At 42.4% G+C, this 22894-nt stretch carries 22 protein-coding genes, 2 tRNA genes and 3 rRNA genes; 21 read left to right on the plus strand and 6 right to left on the minus strand.

Annotated features, from left to right (window positions below; genetic code table 11):
* Positions 1-5: 5 nt before the first annotated feature.
* On the minus strand, positions 6-512 hold the full coding sequence (gene def, locus PISS_RS00115; RefSeq protein WP_013463665.1) for a peptide deformylase: 507 nt from the start codon (positions 510-512) through the stop codon (positions 6-8).
* A gap of 119 nt (positions 513-631) precedes the next feature.
* Between def and PISS_RS00120 the strand changes: the two genes are divergently transcribed.
* The 6 genes from PISS_RS00120 (at position 632) to hemF (ending at position 5569) form a co-directional block, all read left to right on the plus strand.
* Positions 632-1753, plus strand: coding sequence for a LysM peptidoglycan-binding domain-containing protein (locus PISS_RS00120; RefSeq protein ID WP_016900042.1), 1122 nt, complete (start codon positions 632-634; stop codon positions 1751-1753).
* 28 nt (positions 1754-1781) lie between these two features.
* Positions 1782-2873 (plus strand): DNA-processing protein DprA, encoded by a 1092-nt coding sequence (dprA, locus tag PISS_RS00125; protein ID WP_024601480.1) that lies wholly within the window; start codon positions 1782-1784, stop codon positions 2871-2873.
* 1 nt (position 2874) lies between these two features.
* Positions 2875-3348 (plus strand): DUF494 family protein, encoded by a 474-nt coding sequence (locus PISS_RS00130; protein ID WP_013463668.1) that lies wholly within the window; start codon positions 2875-2877, stop codon positions 3346-3348.
* 138 nt (positions 3349-3486) lie between these two features.
* A complete protein-coding gene (locus PISS_RS00135; protein ID WP_033102907.1) occupies positions 3487-4062 on the plus strand; it encodes a DNA topoisomerase family protein in 576 nt (191 codons plus the stop codon).
* Between the two features lie 23 nt (positions 4063-4085).
* Complete coding sequence (gene tsaC / locus PISS_RS00140) at positions 4086-4649, plus strand: L-threonylcarbamoyladenylate synthase type 1 TsaC (protein ID WP_028834913.1); 564 nt, start codon at positions 4086-4088, stop codon at positions 4647-4649.
* Positions 4650-4651: 2 nt separating this feature from the next.
* Entirely contained in the window at positions 4652-5569 is a 918-nt protein-coding gene (gene hemF / locus PISS_RS00145; protein WP_058153956.1) for an oxygen-dependent coproporphyrinogen oxidase, read from the plus strand.
* 46 nt (positions 5570-5615) lie between these two features.
* Here the strand turns inward: hemF and PISS_RS00150 are convergent, their stop codons facing one another.
* Positions 5616-7220 carry a methyl-accepting chemotaxis protein gene (locus tag PISS_RS00150; protein ID WP_058153957.1) on the minus strand — a complete coding sequence of 535 codons (1605 nt, stop codon included), beginning with the start codon at positions 7218-7220 and terminating at the stop codon, positions 5616-5618.
* 102 nt (positions 7221-7322) lie between these two features.
* On the minus strand, positions 7323-7760 hold the full coding sequence (locus tag PISS_RS00155) for a group II truncated hemoglobin (RefSeq protein WP_013463674.1): 438 nt from the start codon (positions 7758-7760) through the stop codon (positions 7323-7325).
* Between the two features lie 52 nt (positions 7761-7812).
* On the opposite strand from PISS_RS00155, the gene aroE reads away from it, so the two are divergent.
* Together aroE and PISS_RS00165 are read left to right on the plus strand one after the other, a co-directional pair.
* Positions 7813-8637, plus strand: a complete 825-nt coding sequence (gene aroE, locus PISS_RS00160; RefSeq protein ID WP_058153958.1) for a shikimate dehydrogenase — start codon at positions 7813-7815, stop codon at positions 8635-8637.
* On the plus strand, positions 8634-8888 hold the full coding sequence (locus PISS_RS00165; protein ID WP_013463676.1) for a DUF1488 family protein: 255 nt from the start codon (positions 8634-8636) through the stop codon (positions 8886-8888). Before aroE ends, PISS_RS00165 begins: the two co-directional genes overlap by 4 nt.
* A 14-nt stretch (positions 8889-8902) precedes the next feature.
* On the opposite strand, the gene PISS_RS00170 is transcribed toward PISS_RS00165, so the two are convergent.
* Entirely contained in the window at positions 8903-9442 is a 540-nt protein-coding gene (locus tag PISS_RS00170) for a gamma carbonic anhydrase family protein (RefSeq protein WP_013463677.1), read from the minus strand.
* 593 nt (positions 9443-10035) lie between these two features.
* Between PISS_RS00170 and PISS_RS00175 the strand changes: the two genes are divergently transcribed.
* From PISS_RS00175 to PISS_RS00235, 13 genes are all read left to right on the plus strand, one after another.
* Positions 10036-11569 (plus strand): 16S ribosomal RNA (locus PISS_RS00175).
* A 76-nt stretch (positions 11570-11645) separates the two neighbouring features.
* Positions 11646-11722, plus strand: a tRNA-Ile gene (locus PISS_RS00180).
* Positions 11723-11833: 111 nt separating this feature from the next.
* A tRNA-Ala gene (locus PISS_RS00185) sits at positions 11834-11909 on the plus strand.
* A 303-nt stretch (positions 11910-12212) separates the two neighbouring features.
* Positions 12213-15099, plus strand: a 23S ribosomal RNA gene (locus PISS_RS00190).
* Positions 15100-15234: 135 nt separating this feature from the next.
* Positions 15235-15349, plus strand: a 5S ribosomal RNA gene (rrf, locus tag PISS_RS00195).
* The 16S, 23S and 5S rRNA genes sit together here with 2 tRNA genes alongside, the layout of an rRNA operon.
* Before the next feature lie 483 nt (positions 15350-15832).
* Positions 15833-16765 (plus strand): hypothetical protein, encoded by a 933-nt coding sequence (locus tag PISS_RS00200; protein ID WP_010392530.1) that lies wholly within the window; start codon positions 15833-15835, stop codon positions 16763-16765.
* Positions 16766-16790: 25 nt separating this feature from the next.
* Positions 16791-17690 carry a DUF350 domain-containing protein gene (locus tag PISS_RS00205; protein ID WP_013463678.1) on the plus strand — a complete coding sequence of 300 codons (900 nt, stop codon included), beginning with the start codon at positions 16791-16793 and terminating at the stop codon, positions 17688-17690.
* A gap of 4 nt (positions 17691-17694) precedes the next feature.
* Positions 17695-19416, plus strand: coding sequence for a polyamine aminopropyltransferase (locus PISS_RS00210; RefSeq protein ID WP_016900245.1), 1722 nt, complete (start codon positions 17695-17697; stop codon positions 19414-19416).
* An 80-nt stretch (positions 19417-19496) separates the two neighbouring features.
* A complete protein-coding gene (locus PISS_RS00215; protein ID WP_004335098.1) occupies positions 19497-19910 on the plus strand; it encodes a YjfI family protein in 414 nt (137 codons plus the stop codon).
* 24 nt (positions 19911-19934) lie between these two features.
* Complete coding sequence (locus PISS_RS00220; protein WP_008113282.1) at positions 19935-20627, plus strand: PspA/IM30 family protein; 693 nt, start codon at positions 19935-19937, stop codon at positions 20625-20627.
* Between the two features lie 71 nt (positions 20628-20698).
* The gene (locus tag PISS_RS00225) at positions 20699-21337 is read left to right on the plus strand and encodes a hypothetical protein (RefSeq protein ID WP_016900243.1); all 639 of its coding nucleotides are present in this window, start codon (positions 20699-20701) and stop codon (positions 21335-21337) included.
* Positions 21334-21654, plus strand: a complete 321-nt coding sequence (locus PISS_RS00230) for a hypothetical protein (RefSeq protein ID WP_008113280.1) — start codon at positions 21334-21336, stop codon at positions 21652-21654. Before PISS_RS00225 ends, PISS_RS00230 begins: the two co-directional genes overlap by 4 nt.
* Positions 21655-21718: 64 nt before the next feature.
* Positions 21719-21904 carry a hypothetical protein gene (locus PISS_RS00235; RefSeq protein WP_008113278.1) on the plus strand — a complete coding sequence of 62 codons (186 nt, stop codon included), beginning with the start codon at positions 21719-21721 and terminating at the stop codon, positions 21902-21904.
* 15 nt (positions 21905-21919) lie between these two features.
* On the opposite strand, the gene PISS_RS00240 is transcribed toward PISS_RS00235, so the two are convergent.
* Together PISS_RS00240 and PISS_RS00245 are read right to left on the minus strand one after the other, a co-directional pair.
* On the minus strand, positions 21920-22321 hold the full coding sequence (locus tag PISS_RS00240) for a hypothetical protein (protein WP_058153959.1): 402 nt from the start codon (positions 22319-22321) through the stop codon (positions 21920-21922).
* Between the two features lie 10 nt (positions 22322-22331).
* A complete protein-coding gene (locus PISS_RS00245; protein ID WP_198147819.1) occupies positions 22332-22859 on the minus strand; it encodes a hypothetical protein in 528 nt (175 codons plus the stop codon).
* Positions 22860-22894 lie beyond the last annotated feature (35 nt).

Raw genomic sequence — 22894 nt, forward strand, 5'->3', positions numbered from 1 at the left:
GCTTATTACTGCGCTGCAAACTTCGCTTCTTTTTCAAGCTTTTTACGAATGCGTTGGCGCTTTAATGGAGATAAATAATCAATAAATAATTTACCTTGAAGGTGATCAAGTTCATGCTGAATACAAATCGCTAATAATTCGTCAGCATCAAGAATAAATTCTTTACCTTCTTCGTTCAGTGCAGCTACGGTAACGGTTTCTGCACGGTCAACTTTTGCATACGAATGAGGAACTGATAAACAGCCTTCTTCGCTCACGGTTGAGCCATCTTTTTTGATAATTTGCGGATTGATAAGCACGAGTGGTTCATTGCGCTCTTCTGATACGTCGATCACCACAATACGCTGGTGAATATCAACCTGTGTAGCAGCAAGCCCAATACCATTTTCATCGTACATAGTTTCTAGCATATCTTTGACAATTTCACGCACTTGATCGTCAACAACAGTTACTTCTTTTGCGATTGTACGTAAACGTTCATCTGGAAATCTTAAAACTTCTAACCTAGCCATAGTTACCTTTTACACTTATGCTTAAATTTAGGGTATTGTATGTTCTTATTTTAGCCATTCACGTTCCCCTTTAACAGGTTTTGGTTAATAATAATGAAAAAACACTATGAGGAAGCTCAATGAAATCTCCATTAATTGCAATTATACTTGCATTAGGTGCAACTTTTCCTGTGCTGGCAGATGTACTAACTATAAAAAAAGATGCACCTAAACAGTATGTTGTGAAAAAAGGTGACACGCTTTGGGATATCTCAGCTATATATCTAAACGAACCTTGGTTATGGCCTGAACTATGGCAAATGAATCCACAAATAGACAACCCTCACCTTATTTATCCGGGAGATGCGTTAGCATTAATTTACGATACAGACGGTAATCCGCGTTTAGTGATTAATAAAGCGTATCGAAAGCTATCACCTATGGGACGTATTACGCCAAAAGGGAAAGATGCGATAACAACTTTACCTCTTGCGTTGATTAAACCGTATTTGTCGTTTGAGCAAGCTATTAACAGCGATTCGATAAAAGAAAAGCCCTATATTTTGGGCGCCAACGAAAATACCAAAACCCAAACTATTGACCATATTTTATATGTAAAAGGTAACTTAAAACGTCATCAGGCATATGCTATTTATCATAAAGGTGCGCCTTATACTGACCCTAATACCGGTGAAGAGTTAGCGAGTAGAGCATCTTATGTGGGTATGGCTCGTGCATTTAGAACAGGTGATGCGGCCAATGGCGAACCTGCCTCAGTAAGAGTTGAATCAGTAAAACGTGAGATCAAACAGGGTGACTTTTTATTACCTGCAATGGAAGGGCAGATGCTGCCAGTATATTTTGAGATGCATCGTCCTGAACAGCCAATGCAGGGTCAAGTGATTGCCTCTCCGCGCGAGGTGAGAGAATTTAGCACGATGGATGTAGTGGTGCTAAACTTAGGTTCAGAGCAACAAGTTAAAGTAGGTCATGTACTGGATATTGAACGTCAGTCACCTAAGGTGATTGATAGTGCCAGAGGCCCGCGTTATACCGAAGATTCAAGTCGTTTAGAAAAATTGGTATCGGCTACTAGCGAATTATTTGGCTCAGAAACCGATGAAGATAGCGTTACTTGGAAAATGCCAGCAGAGAAAGTTGGTGAAATGATTATTTTTAAAGTGTATGACAAAGTTAGTTATGCGCTGATCACTAAAAATCAGCACCCAATTCGCATTGGAGATTTGGCAGTAATTCATTAAGTAGCGAGTCGGTGTTCTAGGAGGGAACATGGAGCAATCGTTTGGCAAGCTAAGCCATTGGCTTGCCTTTTACTTATGCAAAGGGCTTGGAATAAAAACGCTATTAGCCCTCTCTAAGCAGCACAGTTTAGAGTCGCTGTTTTCCTTATCGCATTCCCAGCTGGTTATGTTGGGCTTAACAGCGAGCCAAGCAAGCAATTTACGTAATACAAATTGGCAGCAAGTTGCGCATTATGAACAGCTTATTAGCCAGCAACATATTATTGTTATTAGTATTTTTGATACCACCTACCCAGAACACCTAAAACAAATAGCCAGTGCGCCATTATTACTTTTTTGTAAAGGCGATATCAGCTTACTGTCTTCTCCACAAATTGCGATTGTTGGCAGTCGAAATGCAACCACCACAGGACTTGAAATTGCTGCAGAATTTGCACATCAGCTAACGCTTGCTGGCATAACAGTAACCTCTGGTATGGCGCGTGGCATTGATGGTGCTGCCCATAAAGGAGCGCTGGCAGGAAATGGTAAAACCATTGCCGTACTAGGGACTGGTGTTGATGTTTATTACCCTAAACGCCATAAGTTACTTACAGATCAAGTATTAACACAGGGTTTATTGGTAAGTGAGTTTTTACCGGGCACCGCGGCCAACGCGCATAACTTTCCACGGCGTAATCGTATTATTTCAGGACTCTCTTTAGGCGTTTTAATTGTTGAAGCCGAAATTAAAAGTGGCTCACTGATCACCGTACGTTATGCGCTTGAACAAAATAAAGACGTTTTTGCGGTGCCAGGCTCAATTAAAAACCCGCTGGCACAAGCAAGTCATTTTTTAATTAAGCAAGGTGCTAAGCTGGTAGAAAACGTCGCCGATATTCTTGATGAGATGAACTTTTCATACCCTTCTGGTCTAAACTATAAAGAGTTAACTGATGCTGTAACCTCAGATTGCGAGGTGCTTAACAGTATTGGTTTTGAGGTGACCAGTGTGGACGATATTATGCGTCGAGTACAGTGGCCAATTGATAAAGTACAAGCGCGATTGCTTGATTTAGAGTTAGACGATCAAATTGAACGTGTATTAGACGGCTATATTAAATTAAGCGCTGGAGGATAATATGTTTGATATTCTCATGTATTTATTTGAAAACTATGTTCACAGCGAAAGCGATGTATTTGTTGAGCAAAGCACACTTACCGATGAGTTACTTCGCGCTGGGTTTAACAAACCCGAAATTAACAAAGCCATTGACTGGTTAGATCAACTTGCCGCATTACAATACAGCAATGAATCGCCTTATTTATTAGCCACTCCACAACATGCAGTGCGTATTTTTACCGACAGTGAGTGCCAAGTTCTCGACACCGAGTGTCGCGGCTTTTTAATGTTTGTTGAACAAACGGGCGTTATTAATAGCACCACTCGTGAAATGGTGATGGACCGTTTAGCGGCGCTTGATAATTCAGCTATTACTTTGGAAGATTTAAAATGGTTAATTCTTATGGTGTTATTTAACGCCCCTGATTCTCAGCAGGCGTATGAGCAAATGGAAGATCTTATTTTTGATGAGCCCAGTGAAGTGTTACATTAACAGGTTCACGACTAATGATGTGAGTAATCATTATTGCGTGTTTTATTATTTTCAGCGTTAACAAACCGACTACCATAGCTTGTATCTTTAAGGGTTTTGGGTATATTAGGCGAAAATTCACCAACCACTAGGATTTACATGAGTAAAATCGATCATTCACTTTTCTCGGCTAATAAACACGCCTTAGAAAAAGAATATGAGATATGCCCGCAATGTGGTTCAGAACTCGTCATTCGTAATAGTAAATCTGGGCCTTTTTTAGGCTGCGCTAGTTACCCTAAGTGCGATTTTATTCGCCCGCTTGCACATCATGATAGCAATGAAATCAAAATACTTGAGGACAGCGAGTGTCCAGAGTGTAGCAAGCCGCTGGTGGTGAAAAATGGCCGCTACGGTATGTTTATTGGCTGTACCGGTTACCCTGAATGTCATTATATTGCCAGTGAGCATGACAATACGCCAAGTGAAGAGCCTGTGATTAGTTGCCCTAAATGTAAAAAAGGCCACTTGGTTTCACGCAGCAATAAATTTGGGAAAGTGTTTTATTCTTGCGACTGTTACCCAAGCTGTAAATATACGCTTAATCATAAACCTGTAGCTCAAGCGTGTCCTGTATGTGACTGGCCAGTTGTTACTGAGAAAAAAACCGCGAGTGGTGTTGTGTTACAATGCCCACAAAAAAGCTGTATGCATAAGTTTGCTGCCACTGAATAACGTAAATATCTCTGGAGACAATTTTGTCTGACCTTTCTTCTTTATCTGCTGCAATAACTAGCTTAGAACAAGGCGATGTTATTTTATACCCAACCGAAGCTGTTTATGGCCTTGGTTGCGACCCTGACAATCAACAGGCGGTGGAACGTTTACTTGATATTAAACAACGCCCCGTTGAAAAAGGGCTTATTTTAATTGCTGACAATTACGGGCAATTATTAAAATACGTCGATGACGCTAAGCTGCCTATGGATAAACGTGCCGATATTTTTTCAAGTTGGCCAGGCGCACTCACTTGGGTGATGCCTGCAGCTAAGTCTACCCCAAAGTGGTTAACAGGGCAGTTTGATACTATTGCAGTAAGAGTAACTAACCACCCTACAGTTAAACGTTTATGCCAACAGTTTGGTAAACCACTGGTATCAACAAGTGCAAATTTAACCGGCCAAGCAACGGTAACAAGTATTGTTGAAGCTCAGCAGCAGTTTGGCGAGCAGGTTAGTTTTTATGTTGATGAACCATTAGGTGGTAATACGCAACCAAGTACCATTAAAGATGCCATGACAGGCAATGTATTCAGAGGTTAACGATGCAAAGCGAATTATTAAAACAAGTAAAAGCGTACTTTATGGCTTTGCAAGATACCATTTGCCAAGGCTTAGAAGCAGTAGACGGGAAAGCACAGTTTGTTGAAGACAGCTGGCAGCGAGAAGAGGGCGGCGGTGGTCGTACTCGCGTTATCACTAATGGTAATGTGATTGAGCAAGGGGGAGTTAATTATTCTCATGTATTTGGTGCCTCTATGCCGGGCTCTGCCACTGCACATAGACCTGAGCTTGCCGGGCGCAGCTTTCATGCGTGTGGTGTATCATTAGTGATTCATCCTAAAAACCCACATATACCAACAAGCCATGCCAATGTGCGCTTTTTTATTGCCGAGAAAGAAGGTGAAGAACCGATTTGGTGGTTTGGTGGTGGTTTTGATTTAACCCCGTTTTACCCTGTACTTGAAGATGTAGTGCATTGGCACCAAGTTGCGCACGATGTGTGTCAGCCGTTTGGTGATGATGTTTATCCAAAATATAAAAAATGGTGTGACGAATACTTTTATTTAAAACATCGTGATGAAACTCGCGGCGTAGGCGGCTTATTTTTTGACGATTTGAATGAGTTAGGTTTTGAGCAAAGCTTTGCATTTATGCAATCGGTGGGTAATGGCTTTTTAGATGCTTACGTTCCTATTATTGAGCGTCGCAAAAACGATAAGTACACCGAACAACAACGCGACTTTCAATTATATCGCCGTGGTCGTTATGTTGAGTTTAATTTAGTCTGGGACCGCGGCACATTATTTGGCTTACAAAGCGGTGGCCGAACTGAATCTATTTTAATGTCGATGCCACCTTTAGCCCGTTGGGAATATAACTATACCCCAGCCGAAGACAGCGCAGAGGCATTGCTATATAAAGACTTCTTAAAGCCACGTGATTGGTTAGCTCTAGGCTAAGAATGATATGCCAGTCAATAAACTACTTATTGACTGGCTTTTAAGGTTATTGTTTTAGTTTAAAGCTTCGTACCTGCTCATCTAACGAGCGAGCTAAATTGAGTAACTCTTCACTGACTTTTTGATTTTCATCCGCATCCACTAACGATTGCTCTGCATTATCACTGATACCAACAACGCTTCTGTTTATTTCTTCTGCGGCTTGGTTTTGCTGCTCTGTCGCATCGGCTATTTGTATATTTAGCTCATTTATTTCATTCATTTGGCTAGAAATATCTTTTAAAGCCTGTGCAACTTGTTGTACTTGTTGCGCTCTTTCGTCTGCCTCTGCACACGACTCACCCATGGTTTTAACTGTTTGCGCTGCTTCTGATTGTAACTTATCTATTGTGCGACGTATTTCATCGGTAGAGGCATGAGTTCGGGTTGCTAAAGTACGTACTTCATCAGCAACAACGGCAAACCCTCGGCCTGCTTCACCTGCACGGGCAGCTTCAATGGCTGCATTAAGTGCTAATAGGTTTGTTTGTTCAGCAATACTGCTGATCACCTCAAGTACTTTGCCCACTTCAAGCGTTTGCTCTTGCAGTTGTCTCACTTGATCTGCCGCTTGGCGTACATCTTCAGCTAGTTGATTTATACTGAGTTCGGTTTGCTCTGCAACCTGCATGCTTTGCTGTGCTAGCTCATTACTGTTCTCAGATTTTTCTTGAGCAAAATGTGTGGTGTTTCTTACCTCGTTTGAAGAGCTTTCAAGTTCATTAATTGCTGCGGCTACCGAGTCGGTGCTTTTCTTTTGCTCTAAAATAGCGCGCTCAGTAGTATCGGCAGAAGTATAAATTTTCTCTGCTGAATGAATAAGCACTTTTGAAGAGTGAGATACCTGAGCAATGTTATCTTTAAACGTGGCAATCATTTGATTAAAGCTGGTGGCAAGCCAGCCGAGTTCATCTTCGGCGTTATCTTCAATGCGTAAGGTTAAATCTTTATTGGTAGTAGCTAAGTGCATTGCATGGCCTAGCTTTTTAAGGCGCACTATAAATATTTTTCTAAACATTATACCTAGCAGCACAAAGGCAATAATAAAAATAGTAGAAAGTAGGCTGGTGGTTATTAATGTGTTGTAAGTTACCTCACTATCAATATCAGCTAAGGAATAGCTAATTTTTACCACACCTAGTACATCGCCTTCTTGCGCTTGATGGCAGCCTAAGCAGTTTGTACCTTTGTAGTCTGTACTAGCAAACATAGGGCGAAGATAGGTCATACTGCGATTATTATTGCTTTGCTCTATAAATAAACTTTCTTTGCCTCGCAGCGCTTCGCGTTCACTATTATTACTCGCTGTTTGGTTTTTATTGCCTGGTCCATACAGCTTATTGACTATGTCAGAGCGAATAATATGAGCGTCTTCAATATTAGGATGTTTACGAAGCTTTTGGCTCAATAACTCTCGATTAGCCATAGTACCCGTTAGCATCATGGTGTTTATTGAATCAAAATAGTTATCGGCAAGTAGCTTAATATTTTCTGCCACCGTATCTTGTGCGAGCGTGCGCTGTTGACTCGCACTACTAAAAATACTGGCTATGAGTACAATAATGCCGGTTAACGCTAACAAAGCATAAATTTTATGTTGGATTGATTTCACACGCGCCACGCTTTTCTAACTATTTAATAGGGTATTATCTCTATTTTAGAAAAGCGGGTTTTGACTTAGCGCAAATAATCCCCAATTAAAAAGCGGGGTAAATTAATGCTGATTAATCATATGACTGGCAAGCTGTGCCAGTGATTGGCGTAAACCTTCGCGTAAAACGGGGTTATCAATTTCTATGTCTAAGGTTTTATTCATGCAATACATCCACTGATCACGTAAATCTTGATCAATAGGAAATGGCATATGGCGTTTGCGCAGCATTGGATGGCCATGTTTTTCTACAAATAAGTCAGGGCCACCAAGCCAACCCGATAAAAACTCAAAAAATACTTGGCGAATTCTATCTAATGGTTGAGGATGCATATCATATAACGGTTTAGCGTATTCATCGCTGGCCATTATGTCGTAGAATCTATTGGCAATTGCACGCGTGGGCGCTTCTCCGCCGATGATTTCATACGGGGTTTTCTCTGGCGTAGGCGCTTGAGTGGTTGTAGACGGCTTTGATCTTGAAAAGAGTCTTTTAATCATAGTTTTATCATCGTTAATAGGCAGTACTAAAACTGCAAAGAGGTTGTTTAAAATGGACAAATATGCGGTTTTTGGAAATCCAATCAAACATTCAAAATCTCCCAGCATACATCAGCAGTTTGCTAAGTCATTGGGAGAGCAAATCGACTATAGCGCAATCTTAGCACCTATCGATGAGTTTGAAAAAACAGTCGCGACTTTTTTTGAGCAAGGGGGCAAAGGCGCAAATGTCACTGTTCCTTTTAAAGAGCAGGCCTTTGCTTTAGCCGATGAACTAACCACAGTTGCTAAACTTGCAGGCGCAGTAAACACCCTTAAAAAGCGCGATGATGGTACCTTACTCGGTGATAACACCGACGGCATAGGCTTTGTGAACGATTTACTAGCGAATAAAGTAATAATAACAGATAAACGCCTGCTGATCATTGGTGCAGGTGGCGCTGCCCGTGGTGTTATTTTACCTTTACTTGAGCATCAGCCTAAAGAAATCATTATCGTTAATCGCACGGCACACAAAGCCCAAACATTGGCAAAACTCTTTACTGGGCACGGTAATGTTTCGGGGTATGGTTTTGACGACCTTCCTTCTGCCGATTATCATTTAGTTATTAACTCAACCTCAAGTAGCATGAATAACGAGTTACCTGCGTTAAGCGAAAAGCACTTAAGCGCATGTGAAATGGCTTATGATATGTTTTATGCGACGCAAAATACGCTATTTATGAATTGGGTGAGCGAACACAATAAAGCGGCTAAGCTATTAGATGGCAGTGGCATGTTAGTAGGGCAAGCTGCACAAGCTTATTATGTATGGCGAAATAAAATGCCGGACATTGTTCCCGTTGTTATTGCATTAAAGCAGGGAGTACTTAAATGAATCAAGCAATACAGTTTATAGACCGACTCGAATTTAGAGAGCCAACTCATCAATTAGTTTTTTTTGCACAAGTAAGCGGAATGCTAGTTGAGTGTGTGATTGCTGTAAGTAGTTTAAATTTAGCCGATGAGAGTCATGCAACGCGTTATTTTGAACAATATCGATTTGATTATGAAGAGCGTGCCGAGCAGCTAATCGAAGACGAAAGCTATAACTCGGCAGGGCAAATAGAAGTGAGCTTACTTAATTAAGCAAAAAGTTGTGGTTATTTCGCGTCTTCAGCTAAGTATTCATCTTTAAGCTGCACGTAATTATCGGCAGACACTTTTAAAAAGCTCAGCTCTTGATCTGTTAAAGGGCGGGCTTGTTTCGCTGGGCTACCTACATACAAATAGCCAGACTCTAAACGCTTATTAGGAGGTACTAAAGCACCACCACCAATAATCACCTCGTCTTCTACAATTACGTTATCCATAATAATAGCGCCCATGCCCACGAGTATGCGGTTACCTAGAACGCAGCCATGCAGCATTACCTTATGACCCACGGTAACATCATCACCAATAATAAGTGGGTAACCCTCAGGATTGCTTTTAGTCGCTCTTGATAAATGTAAAACACTGCCATCTTGTATATTAGTACGCTTTCCGATACGAATATGATTAACATCACCACGGGCAGCAACTAGTGGCCATACACTACTATCATCACCTAGGGTGATATCACCGACTAATACAGACGACTCGTCTATATAAACAGAATCATTAAACGCAGGAGTTATTCCTTTATAAGAACGTATTGCCATATAAGCACCTTTAAATTAAACAATATGAATAGTATCAGTGTAACAGTAGCGCTTATTTAAGTACCAGCAAAGCCTGATTTGATTATAAAACTAGCTGTTTCATCTGTTTTAGCTCAGATACTGACCGAACAGTGTGTTTTTTTAGTTTTTCTTTAAAAAAGTACTTGCGTAAAAATCTGTTCTCCCTATAATGCGACCCCACTGAGACGGCAGAGCGCAACGCATAGCGAGGCATGAGCTACTCAGAGAGTTAAGTAAAACTTAAGTTTAAATCATCGCAAGAAAGTTTAAAATTAAGTGTTGACTCGAAAAATAAAGGATGTATTATACGCATCCCTAGCGACAACGTCGCAACGTTCTTTAACAATATAAAGCAATCATCTGTGTGGGCACTCGTACAGATTGAGTTCTAACAGCCAAGCTACTTCGTTCTTTATTGAGCAAGTAACGAGGCAAGCAAATTTAGAGTCTCAATTGAACTGAGTGACCAACAGAATAGTTACTTAGGTAATTATTCAGCACAGTCAATTCAATATCGAAAGATATTAAATAAATTCAGAATTCATTGAGCTGTCGAAAGACAAAAAACTTTTTAATTGAAGAGTTTGATCATGGCTCAGATTGAACGCTGGCGGCAGGCCTAACACATGCAAGTCGAGCGGTAACATTTCTAGCTTGCTAGAAGATGACGAGCGGCGGACGGGTGAGTAATGCTTGGGAACATGCCTTGAGGTGGGGGACAACAGTTGGAAACGACTGCTAATACCGCATAATGTCTACGGACCAAAGGGGGCTTCGGCTCCCGCCTTTAGATTGGCCCAAGTGGGATTAGCTAGTTGGTGAGGTAATGGCTCACCAAGGCGACGATCCCTAGCTGGTTTGAGAGGATGATCAGCCACACTGGGACTGAGACACGGCCCAGACTCCTACGGGAGGCAGCAGTGGGGAATATTGCACAATGGGCGCAAGCCTGATGCAGCCATGCCGCGTGTGTGAAGAAGGCCTTCGGGTTGTAAAGCACTTTCAGTCAGGAGGAAAGGTTAGTAGTTAATACCTGCTAGCTGTGACGTTACTGACAGAAGAAGCACCGGCTAACTCCGTGCCAGCAGCCGCGGTAATACGGAGGGTGCGAGCGTTAATCGGAATTACTGGGCGTAAAGCGTACGCAGGCGGTTTGTTAAGCGAGATGTGAAAGCCCCGGGCTCAACCTGGGAACTGCATTTCGAACTGGCAAACTAGAGTGTGATAGAGGGTGGTAGAATTTCAGGTGTAGCGGTGAAATGCGTAGAGATCTGAAGGAATACCGATGGCGAAGGCAGCCACCTGGGTCAACACTGACGCTCATGTACGAAAGCGTGGGGAGCAAACAGGATTAGATACCCTGGTAGTCCACGCCGTAAACGATGTCTACTAGAAGCTCGGAACCTCGGTTCTGTTTTTCAAAGCTAACGCATTAAGTAGACCGCCTGGGGAGTACGGCCGCAAGGTTAAAACTCAAATGAATTGACGGGGGCCCGCACAAGCGGTGGAGCATGTGGTTTAATTCGATGCAACGCGAAGAACCTTACCTACACTTGACATACAGAGAACTTACCAGAGATGGTTTGGTGCCTTCGGGAACTCTGATACAGGTGCTGCATGGCTGTCGTCAGCTCGTGTTGTGAGATGTTGGGTTAAGTCCCGCAACGAGCGCAACCCCTATCCTTAGTTGCTAGCAGGTAATGCTGAGAACTCTAAGGAGACTGCCGGTGATAAACCGGAGGAAGGTGGGGACGACGTCAAGTCATCATGGCCCTTACGTGTAGGGCTACACACGTGCTACAATGGCGCATACAGAGTGCTGCGAACTCGCGAGAGTAAGCGAATCACTTAAAGTGCGTCGTAGTCCGGATTGGAGTCTGCAACTCGACTCCATGAAGTCGGAATCGCTAGTAATCGCGTATCAGAATGACGCGGTGAATACGTTCCCGGGCCTTGTACACACCGCCCGTCACACCATGGGAGTGGGTTGCTCCAGAAGTAGATAGTCTAACCTTCGGGAGGACGTTTACCACGGAGTGATTCATGACTGGGGTGAAGTCGTAACAAGGTAGCCCTAGGGGAACCTGGGGCTGGATCACCTCCTTATACGATTTAGAACTTATTTGTTCGTAGTGTCCACACAGATGATTGTTAATTGTAAAGAGAACAACACTTATTGTTTGGGTCTGTAGCTCAGCTGGTTAGAGCGCACCCCTGATAAGGGTGAGGTCGGTAGTTCAAATCTACTCAGACCCACCACTTCTTCTTAATACTTCGTTGTAAGCTTCGTTGTTTAGTAAACTAAACGGCCTCAACTTACGCCTTGTCTTAAAAAGAAGTCGGTATACAAACAGTAAGACCAGCATATGTGGGGCTATAGCTCAGCTGGGAGAGCGCCTGCCTTGCACGCAGGAGGTCAGCAGTTCGATCCTGCTTAGCTCCACCACTTTACTTCTTAAAAATAAATATTCTTTTATCGGGTAGCACAATCACCTGAGAATAGAGTGTGTTTAATTTTGAGAAGTTTTTGATTCTCTGCTCTTTAAAAATTTGGAAAAGCTGATAATAAAATTCGTATGAATACAGTGTATTTGTACAGAGTTTTCAAAAGTAAAAAAGAATGATAGCAGTATCATTCAGTGCCATTTAATAAACGTTTACGTTTATTGATTGGTATCTACTTTAGTATTCAATATTAACTTCTGGCGAAGTTAAACTGTCACGAAACAAAGACCCGTTTGGGTTGTATGGTTAAGTGACTAAGCGTACACGGTGGATGCCTTGGCAGTTGGAGGCGATGAAGGACGTATTAACTTGCGATAAGCCTAGTCAAGCTAGTAAAAAGCACTTGAGACTAGGATTTCCGAATGGGGAAACCCACCTGCTTGCAGGTATCGTTAACTGAATACATAGGTTAACGAGGCGAACGCGGAGAACTGAAACATCTAAGTACCCGTAGGAAAAGAAATCAAGCGAGATTCCGATAGTAGCGGCGAGCGAAATCGGAACAGCCCTTAAGCTTATTATGTGTTAATGGAAGGCTCTGGAAAGTGCCACGATACAGGGTGATAGTCCCGTACATGAAAACGCATTTTAAGTGAAATCGAGTAGGTCGGAGCACGTGAAACTTTGACTGAATATAGGTGGACCATCATCTAAGGCTAAATACTCCCAACTGACCGATAGTGAACCAGTACCGTGAGGGAAAGGCGAAAAGAACCCCTGTGAGGGGAGTGAAATAGAACCTGAAACCGTGTACGTACAAGCAGTAGGAGCCCACTTGTTGGGTGACTGCGTACCTTTTGTATAATGGGTCAGCGACTTATATTTTGTAGCGAGGTTAACCGATTAGGGTAGCCGTAGGGAAACCGAGTCTTAACTGGGCGAATAGTTGCAAGGTATAGACCCGAAACCCGGTGATCTAGCCATGGGCAGGTTGAAGGTTGAGTAACATCAACTGGAGGACCGAACCCACTAACGTTGAAAAGTTAGGGGATGACCTGTGGTTAGGAGTGAAAGGCTAATCAAACCGGGAGATAGCTGGTTCTCCCCGAAATCTATTTAGGTAGAGCCTCGGACGAATACTTACGGGGGTAGAGCACTGTTAAGGCTAGGGGGTCATCCCGACTTACCAACCCTTTGCAAACTCCGAATACCGTAAAGTAATATCCGGGAGACACACGGCGGGTGCTAACGTCCGTCGTGAAGAGGGAAACAACCCAGACCGCCAGCTAAGGTCCCAAAGTCATAGTTAAGTGGGAAACGATGTGGAAAGGCCCAGACAGCCAGGAGGTTGGCTTAGAAGCAGCCATCCTTTAAAGAAAGCGTAATAGCTCACTGGTCGAGTCGGTCTGCGCGGAAGATGTAACGGGGCTAAACTATGCACCGAAGCTGCGGATTCAAAATTTATTTTGAGTGGTAGGGGAGCGTTCTGTAAGCGGTTGAAGGTGTACCGGGAGGTATGCTGGACGTATCAGAAGTGCGAATGCTGACATGAGTAACGATAATGCGGGTGAAAAACCCGCACGCCGGAAGACCAAGGGTTCCTATCCCATGTTAATCAGGGTAGGGTAAGTCGACCCCTAAGGCGAGGCCGAAAGGCGTAGTCGATGGGAAACGGATTAATATTTCCGTACTTGGTATAATTGCGATGGGGGGACGGAGCAGGCTAAGCAAGCATGGCGATGGTAGTCCATGTGAAAGTGTGTAGGCTAGTGACTTAGGTAAATCCGGGTTGCTGTTAGGCTGAGACACGAGACGAGTCACCACGGTGATGAAGTTGCTGATGCCATACTTCCAGGAAAAGCCTCTAAGCTTCAGATTATACCGAATCGTACCCCAAACCGACACAGGTGGTCAGGTAGAGAATACTAAGGCGCTTGAGAGAACTCGGGTGAAGGAACTAGGCAAAATCGTACCGTAACTTCGGGAGAAGGTACGCTCCGATTGGTGATGGGACTTGCTCCCTAAGCTGATTGGAGCCGCAGTGACCAGGTGGCTGGGACTGTTTATTAAAAACACAGCACTGTGCAAAATCGCAAGATGACGTATACGGTGTGACACCTGCCCGGTGCCGGAAGGTTAATTGATGGGGTTATCTTCGGAGAAGCTCTTGATCGAAGCCCCGGTAAACGGCGGCCGTAACTATAACGGTCCTAAGGTAGCGAAATTCCTTGTCGGGTAAGTTCCGACCTGCACGAATGGTGTAACCATGGCCACGCTGTCTCCACCCGAGACTCAGTGAAATTGAAATCGCAGTGAAGATGCTGTGTACCCGCGGCTAGACGGAAAGACCCCGTGAACCTTTACTACAGCTTGGCACTGAACATTGAACCTACATGTGTAGGATAGGTGGGAGACTTAGAAGCAGAGACGCTAGTTTTTGTGGAGTCGTCCTTGAAATACCACCCTTGTAGTTTTGATGTTCTAACGTTGGCCCCTGAATCGGGGTTACGGACAGTGCCTGGTGGGTAGTTTGACTGGGGCGGTCTCCTCCCAAAGAGTAACGGAGGAGCACGAAGGTTGGCTAAGTACGGTCGGACATCGTACGGTTAGTGTAATGGTAGAAGCCAGCTTAACTGCGAGACAGACACGTCGAGCAGGTACGAAAGTAGGTCATAGTGATCCGGTGGTTCTGAATGGAAGGGCCATCGCTCAACGGATAAAAGGTACTCCGGGGATAACAGGCTGATACCGCCCAAGAGTTCATATCGACGGCGGTGTTTGGCACCTCGATGTCGGCTCATCACATCCTGGGGCTGAAGTCGGTCCCAAGGGTATGGCTGTTCGCCATTTAAAGTGGTACGCGAGCTGGGTTTAGAACGTCGTGAGACAGTTCGGTCCCTATCTGCCGTGGGCGTTTGAGAATTGAGAGGGGTTGCTCCTAGTACGAGAGGACCGGAGTGAACGAACCGCTGGTGTTCGGGTTGTCATGCCAATGGCATTGCCCGGTAGCTACGTTCGGAACTGATAAGCGCTGAAAGCATCTAAGCGCGAAGCAGGCCTCGAGATGAGTTCTCACTAGACTTTTAAAGTCTCTGAAGGGCCGTTGAAGACTACAACGTTGATAGGCAAGATGTGGAAGTGGTGTGAGCCATTAAGCTAACTTGTACTAATTACCCGTGAGGCTTAACCATACAACGCCAAACGCGTTTTATGTGATAGTTTAAGCGCAGAAGTTAATAGAACTAAAGTAGATTACTTGATTACTCTTTATTATCAGAATTCCAAATTTTAGTAAGCTTGATTAAATCGAACTTACACCAAATTTGCTTGGTGACAATAGCGTTTTGGACCCACCTGACCCCATGCCGAACTCAGTAGTGAAACGAAACAGCGCCGATGATAGTGTAGCATTTGCTATGTGAAAGTAGGACATTACCAGGCTCCAAATTAAAGAAAGCCCGACTAGCAATAGTCGGGCTTTTTTACGTCTGCAGGAAAGTGAAAGTATCAGCTATCAGCCGTGAGCTATCAGCTGCACAGCGTTAACCTGACCATAGTAGCGTGGTTGAGTATCACGAAACCCACGGATAAAAGAACACGACAGAGGATGAGTCGGGCTTTTTTACGTTTGGAATAAAGTAAAAGAAGGTATTAGGTTAAAGGAAGATAATTGATCAGAGCCGACCCTAAGGCATTCTACTGCGTCATCGCTTCGAAGTAGCACACCGACTCCAAATATAAGTTAGTGTACAGCCCTCAGTTTTGAAGTATTACCATCAGCACTCTCTCTTTACTGATCTTAGTTATTCTCCTTGCATCTTTAAACTAGTCCCTAAATTATCATCTTGTTGCAATTTCATTGTTGGTTTAATAACTGTCCTGTGTAAAACTATCTAGGATAATTTAGTAAATCAGGTGACATGAATGTCGAATATAAAAGCTTGGAAACTTCTCAGCCTGTTTTGTTTGTTTACAGCACTGATTGGTTGTCAATCTAAAGAAGAACAGCTACAACAAACAATTCAAGAGTCCATTAAAAAGGCCGATGTCGAGCTTACTCAGCTTGGTAAAGCACTTGATAATGGTAGTATACGTAATGCGATTATTCTTAAAGAATACAGTCGTATCCTTAAACAACAGCAGCCTGAACTCAGTAAGGTTGTTGATGTTGTTAGCCTTGATGCCACACGCCAGGGAGCGCTTTATAGTGGTTTAACCCAGCGCCTTGATGACATTAAGGGTAATTACTTAATCCCTCCTTACGAAGATACGCTATACAATATTGATTTATTGCGTGAGGCAGCAAAGCCAACGTTATTTTCTGATGCCTTAACCGATCCTATAAATATGCTTGCGGATATGTCGAATGGTTCTTTAGCACGAGTCGGTGCTATAAGCCAAAAAGCTGAAGGCGAAGGGGTGGGTAACCAAATGGTAGGTAACCCTAACTATGGTAATTGGCAAACGAATAGTAGTGGAATTAGCTTTTGGCAGTGGTATGGCATGTACCGTATTTTGGGTGATGTATTTGACCGAGTTGAATACGGAAGTTGGAGTAAACGCCGTAAGTATAGTTACTACAATGACTATGGTCGTACTCGTTACTCAAGCCCTAAACAAATAAAAACCCAAAGTGCATTAGAAACACGTACACGACAATCTTACCAACGCCAAGGCAAGCAGTTCACTAGTCCTTATGCGAGTAAAAAAACAGGTGCATCAGGTTTGAGTCGCAGCAGTTATACGCCGCCTAAAAGTCGCAGCAGTTACTCAAGAGCGAGTAGTTATAGCAATAATTCAGGATCGGTTCGTAATAGCAGTAGCAGAACCTCGCGCGGCGTAAGTCGTGGTAAGTAAAGAATAACGTTGGAGTTAGAATAATATGTATGAATTTAATGGAATAACTATGTGGTCTTTGCAAGCACTGTCTGTGGACTTTGCAATTATCATCTTACTGTTTGTGAGCTTAAAGTATATTAAAGGTTGGGTATCTAATTTACACGCCAATGATGAAATTACCGAGCGCGATAACTTTGCATTTGGAATAAGCTTTGCCGCTGGTTTGGTAGCACTTGCGATTGTGTTAACGGGCGTGAGTAGTGGTGCGTTTGCTGCTACGTTACAAAAAGAAGCTCTGTTAATGCTTGGCTATGGTGCATTAGCAATTCTGCTTATAAAGCTGGGTCACTTTTTTCAAGATAAAGTGGCGCTGCGTAAAGTGAGCTTACATAACGAAATAGTCAAAGGTAACGTTACTGCGTCAATTATTGATTTTGGCCATGTAGTAAGTGTTGCCGTGGTTATCCGCTCAGCCCTATTGTGGGTTGCTACTGAAGGTTGGCATGGCATTCCTATTGTTATTGCTGCGTTTGTAATTGGTAGTGTGGTATTGCTGTTAGTAAGCCAATATCGCGTGCAGTTATTTAAGCGCACCAATAAAAGTGGCGACTGCCTACAACAGGCTATTATTGATGGTAATTTAGCAGTAGGTGTTCGTTATGCAGGCTTTTTAATTGGTAGTGCATTAGCCATTACTGCTGCAACAGGCATTGCTCCTTATGCTGCTGACAATATTAATGCGAGTTTACTTTACTGGGCGCTAAGCGCCGTTGTTTGTTTGGTTGCTTTCATTTTACTGCACTTACTGACGATTAAAATCATTCTTGCTGGCTGTAATATTTCAGATGAAGTGAATCGTCAAAAGAATGTGGGTGTTGCCGCTATTTCTGCAGCTGTGTCATTTGCTGTCGGGATCACTATGGCCACACTACTGGGTGCATAATCACGTGTCATCAACTCAAGCTTCCCCAAGTAAATTTAATTTACTTGGGCATGATATTTTACTGATCACTGTTATGGCCGTACTCGCTGGGTGCGGCCTTATTTATGAATACTTACTTTCTCATTATGCTGGCCGAGTACTCGGCTCAGTTGAGAGTGCAATTTACGCCATGATAGGCACTATGATTGTAGCTATGGGGATGGGTGCATTTTTAGCGCGTTGGTTTAAAGATGCCTTTACCGCATTTGCTTGGCTAGAGAGTATTATTGCGCTCATAGGTATGGGCTGTATATTAGCCATTGCCAGCATTATTGCCGTGAGTTATTCACTCCCTCATTTATTCTCAAGTATTTTTAATATTCCACCTGACGTTATTCTTAATGGTTACGTGTTTCAAAAGCTGCAAGAGTGGTCTCGCTTTTTACCTTATGTATTTGGCTTAATATTAGGGCTATTTATTGGTATGGAAATACCGCTTATTGCGCGCATTCGCCAGCATGTTTATGGACGTTTTTTAGAAAATAACGCCGGCACTATATATGGGGCTGACTATATTGGCGCTGGTATTGGCGCGGCAATTTGGGTGAGTATTATGCTCGCAATGCCAATAATGCAAGCCGCCGCTTGGACAGCGCTATTTAACATTATTGCCGGACTTGCCTTTTTATGGCGTTACCATAGCTATGTACGCTTTGCTAAGTTGCTATTGGTTTGCCATATATTACTGCTGGTGTTATTCGCTTTTATTTTGCAGTTTGGTAGTAGCTGGATGGATAACCTAAGTAACGTACTATACAAAGATAAAGTTATTTACTCTCAGGCGACTAAGTATCAACATGTGGTGCTAACAGAGCGTTTAAGTAAAAATCAGCCTCAGCCAATTACTGATCTATATTTAAATGGTCGTTTGCAGTTCTCTAGTGTAGATGAGCAAATATATCACTCAATGCTTGTTTATCCTGCAATGCTCGCATCTAATCGTCATGACCGTGTTTTGATTATTGGTGGCGGTGACGGATTAGCCATGCGTGATGTATTAAAGTGGCCAGTCAAAGAAGTCACACTAATTGATTTAGATGGCCAGCTACTGAATTTATTTGGCCATGAAGACGATAAATTCACACCGCCAGAAGAGATTAAACAGCGGTTGGTAGCACTCAATAATGAATCGATGCATGACCCGCGAGCAAATATTATTGTGGGCGATGCATTTTTAGAAGTCGAAAAGCTACTGGATCAGTCAAAGCAGTTCGATACTATTTTAATTGATTTGCCAGACCCTAATCACCCTGATCTTAATAAGATGTACAGCGATTACTTTTATAATCATGTACGCCAATTATTAGCGCCTGATGGTGCTATGGCGGTACAGTCAACATCGCCTTATCATGCGAAAAAGGCATTTTTAAGTATTGCTAAAACGGTGAAAGCCGCAGGTTTTGATTATGTAGAGCAATATCAGCAAAACATTCCTTCGTTTGGTCAATGGGGATGGACTATTGCGACTAAAATGGGGCAATCACCTAGTGCCCGTATTAGCAATATAACTGATATGCCAGTGCCATCTCGGTGGATTAGTAAAAAATATTTATTAGCGAGTTTTGCATTTCCTAATAACTATTTTGAACAAGTGAACGATATTGAAGTCAATAGGTTAGGTTCTGGTCGCTTGTATGATTACTACCGAGCAGCTTGGCAAATAGAAAGTGAATTGTATAAAAATTAATAAAACATGGTTGACATAATATGTCGGTCGTGCGAATCTTAACTTAGACATAATATGTCAAACGACGAAAAGGCAGAGACATGGAATTAAATGAACTTTCAATAAAATTAGCGTCTTTTGAAACCGAGGGTGCTAACTTTGAGTCTTTCTTGATTGCCAATCCAGGTGAGCAAGATGTTTTACAAGTCATTGTTGATGGAAATGACGAGCTTCCAATTTTTGTTACTCAAACACAAGAGCAATTACTATGTATTAGCTACTTGTTTGACGAAGATGAAGTAAAAAGTGAATTACGCAACGAGTTAAACGAAACACTACTGCGTTTAAACGTGCCAATTCCACTGAGTGCATTTGCTAAGATCGATAATAAATACGCGATTTTTGGTGCACTGTCGGTAAATTCATCTCTAGATGATGTTACCCACGAACTAGTGACATTAGCTGATAACGCTATAGATGCACTAGAAGCCGTGACCTTATATTTAAACGATTAGTAGCTAGTTAGTGGAGTTAAGATTATGAGTATTTTAAAAAAATTATTTACAGCAGTACGTGGCGGCGCACGTGAAGCAGGCGAAGCAATTGTTGATGCCAATGGTATTCGTATTTTTGAGCAAGAAATTGCTGATGCACAAAATGCGTTACACCGTGCTAAAAAAAGCCTAACAGAAGTGATGGCTAAAGAAATGCAAACTAAGCGTAAAATTAGCGCAGTAGATGCATCAATTGCTGAGCATGAAGCTTATGCAGGTCAAGCCCTTGAAAAAGGGAATGAAGCATTAGCATTAGAAATTGCAGAAAAAATTGGTGACTTTGAAGCTGAGAAAGCTGAGCACGAGCAAGTGTTAGCGGGCTTTAGTAATCACATAGTGACTTTGAAGCAGCAAGTAAAAGATGCTGAAAAATCAATTAAGGAAAATCAGCGTCAGCTTACTATGGTTAAAACCACAGAAAGCGTTCAGCAAGCGACAATGGCTGTAAACAGCACGCTTAATACTAATAATTCATCAATGACATCGGCGCGTCAGTCGCTTGAGCGTATTAAGCAACGCCAACAAGACCGTACTGATCAATTAGGTGCTGCAAAGTCTCTAGAAGCAGATGTTAATGGCGACGATTTAAAAGCTAAAATGGCTGAAGCAGGTATTGGTGATACGAATCCAAAAAGTGCTGATATTTTAGCGCGCATTAAAGCGAAGCAAAATAGTTAACATTTAGAACCATATCAAAAAGGTAACCGAGTTTCGCTCCGTTACCTTTTTTGCTTACAGAGGCACCTTATATGTTTAATTTTTTCAAATCTAAAAAAAAGCCAGAACGTCAGCTTAATCATGCGAGTGACCTTAAAAAAGGCGACATGTTTACTGTCATTGATTCGTTTGCTTATCCTTCATGGCTTAAAGGTCAAACGTTGCGCGTTATTGATGTGCAAACGTATCAGTACCAACACAGCAGTGATACAGAATTTGTACTTGAAACTAACACTGGCCAAGTGGTGTTTTTACAAATAGAGCAAAATGATGGTGAACAGTGGGCAAACTTCTCTATAAAAATTCAGCGTGATGAAGTTGAAGAGATCTTTGGTCTTGATGAATTTGCGCGTATTTTTGATGAAGAGTCGTTAACACATATCACGGTACAAAATACCCCTGAGCGTTTTATGCAATTTTTAGCGAAAAGCTATCAACAAAGTGAATCGCCTTATGTATGTTATTTTCATAATAAAGACTTTCGTGGCCAAACGCTGCCTCGCTATGAGCAAGACGGTGGTGAACCCTGTGAAATGATTTGTTTAGCGTCACCCGATGAAGGGCATAGCGTTAATATAGAGATTTGGGAGGGAGGTGAAACAGAAGTCTCACTGACTTTAACTCGCCCAATTAGCGATATTGTTGATTTGTTTCCTGGAGATGCCCAGTGAGTGATGCTAAAGACAAGTGGTTGCGCCAAGAGCAAGCTGTGCGCGCCACGCAAATGGCATTTGATTTGAGTAGTGAGGTACAAAAGTCGATAAAAAAACAAGCTATCGATCAAGAGCTCACTCCCTCAGATATGATCCGTAAAATTTTAGGTCTTGATGTAAAGTCTAAAAAAACACGGCAACGACTATCGTTTAATTTAAATGATGACGAAATAGCGCAATTGGCTAGCCGGTTTGAAGTGGCAGTAGATGATAAAAGAGCGGTAAAGCAACAGGTAGCAGAGTTACTCATTGAGCATACAAAAAAGACTAAGTAACCCTTTTGCCTTCTTTATATAAAATACTTACACTGGGGCTATTATTTTCTAAAAAAGTGCCGCTGTGAATATCTTATTGATTGCCTACTTACTCATGTTTGCTTTATTTGGCACGGCGGCAAGCTACTTCGTGCGTTTTATATATGCTTACTGGGTACAGAAAAAAATGCCACTGGAATACATTTTTAAGGCAGGTGTGTGTATTTTCATGGTGGTGGTTATTTCGGTGTTAATACCGCTATTAGATTAACACCGAAACGAACTGCTACTGGTAGTTAACTGTTTTACATTGATTATCAATACATAAAGAGTGGACTTCTAGCACTGGTGAACAGTCTTTGAACTCAAGCATTGCATTATCTAGTTGTTCTTGCTCGGTGATTTTTTGCGCTAATTGCTCTGCTTGTTCTTGAGAGTGATTTAATGTTGAGTACACAACATACTTACTCGGCCCCCCACAGACACGCGAGCCAACACCTAACACCTTACATTGATAGCTGGCTGTGCAGCTTTTATTACTTGTAAGCTCATTAAGTTGAGTATTTAAAACAGATTCACTCGCGTTTTGAGCTTTGCTTGATGTTAGTGCACTACTGCAACCGCTAAGCAGCATAGTCATAACAACACAGGTAGCTGATAGCTTAATTACGGATGACAAACAAGTCATAATCTAATCCTTAAAATACACTTACCGCAGAGCCTTCAAGTTTAACACATTTATTTTCAACACACTGAGTGCTTGGCGCAGTTAAATGTTGGCAAATACTCATCATGCCTTTTTGCGCATTATAGGTACTTTCCAATTGAGTGATAGTATCGCTTAGGGCTGAAACCTGCTCTTGGGGTGCGCTTTGTGTAGAGTACACAATGTAATCACTTGGTCCACCACAGGCACGGCTACCAACAGCACTGACTTTACACTGTGAACTAGTTGAACATTGTTTATCTGCTATGAGGTTATTTAATTTATTTTTTGCTGTTTTAATATGATCAAGCGACACTTCTTTTGCAGCACCAACCGGTAGTTGCTGTGCTATTTTATTTTGCTTATTTTGCTTATTTTCTTGTGGTAGTTTTTGTTGTGGTATCGGCGTAGACGTGTTTTCTACCGCATTGGTTTTAGTTTGCTCAGTTTCATTTGAGGTGGTTTCTAAGCAAGCTGTTAAGCAAAGCGGTAGCAGTAGAGCGAGTAATGGAGTACGCATAATCGTTCCTGATAGTGATGAATTATTCATCACTA

It is taken from the genome of Pseudoalteromonas issachenkonii (assembly GCF_002310795.1).
GTDB lineage: Bacteria > Pseudomonadota > Gammaproteobacteria > Enterobacterales > Alteromonadaceae > Pseudoalteromonas > Pseudoalteromonas tetraodonis.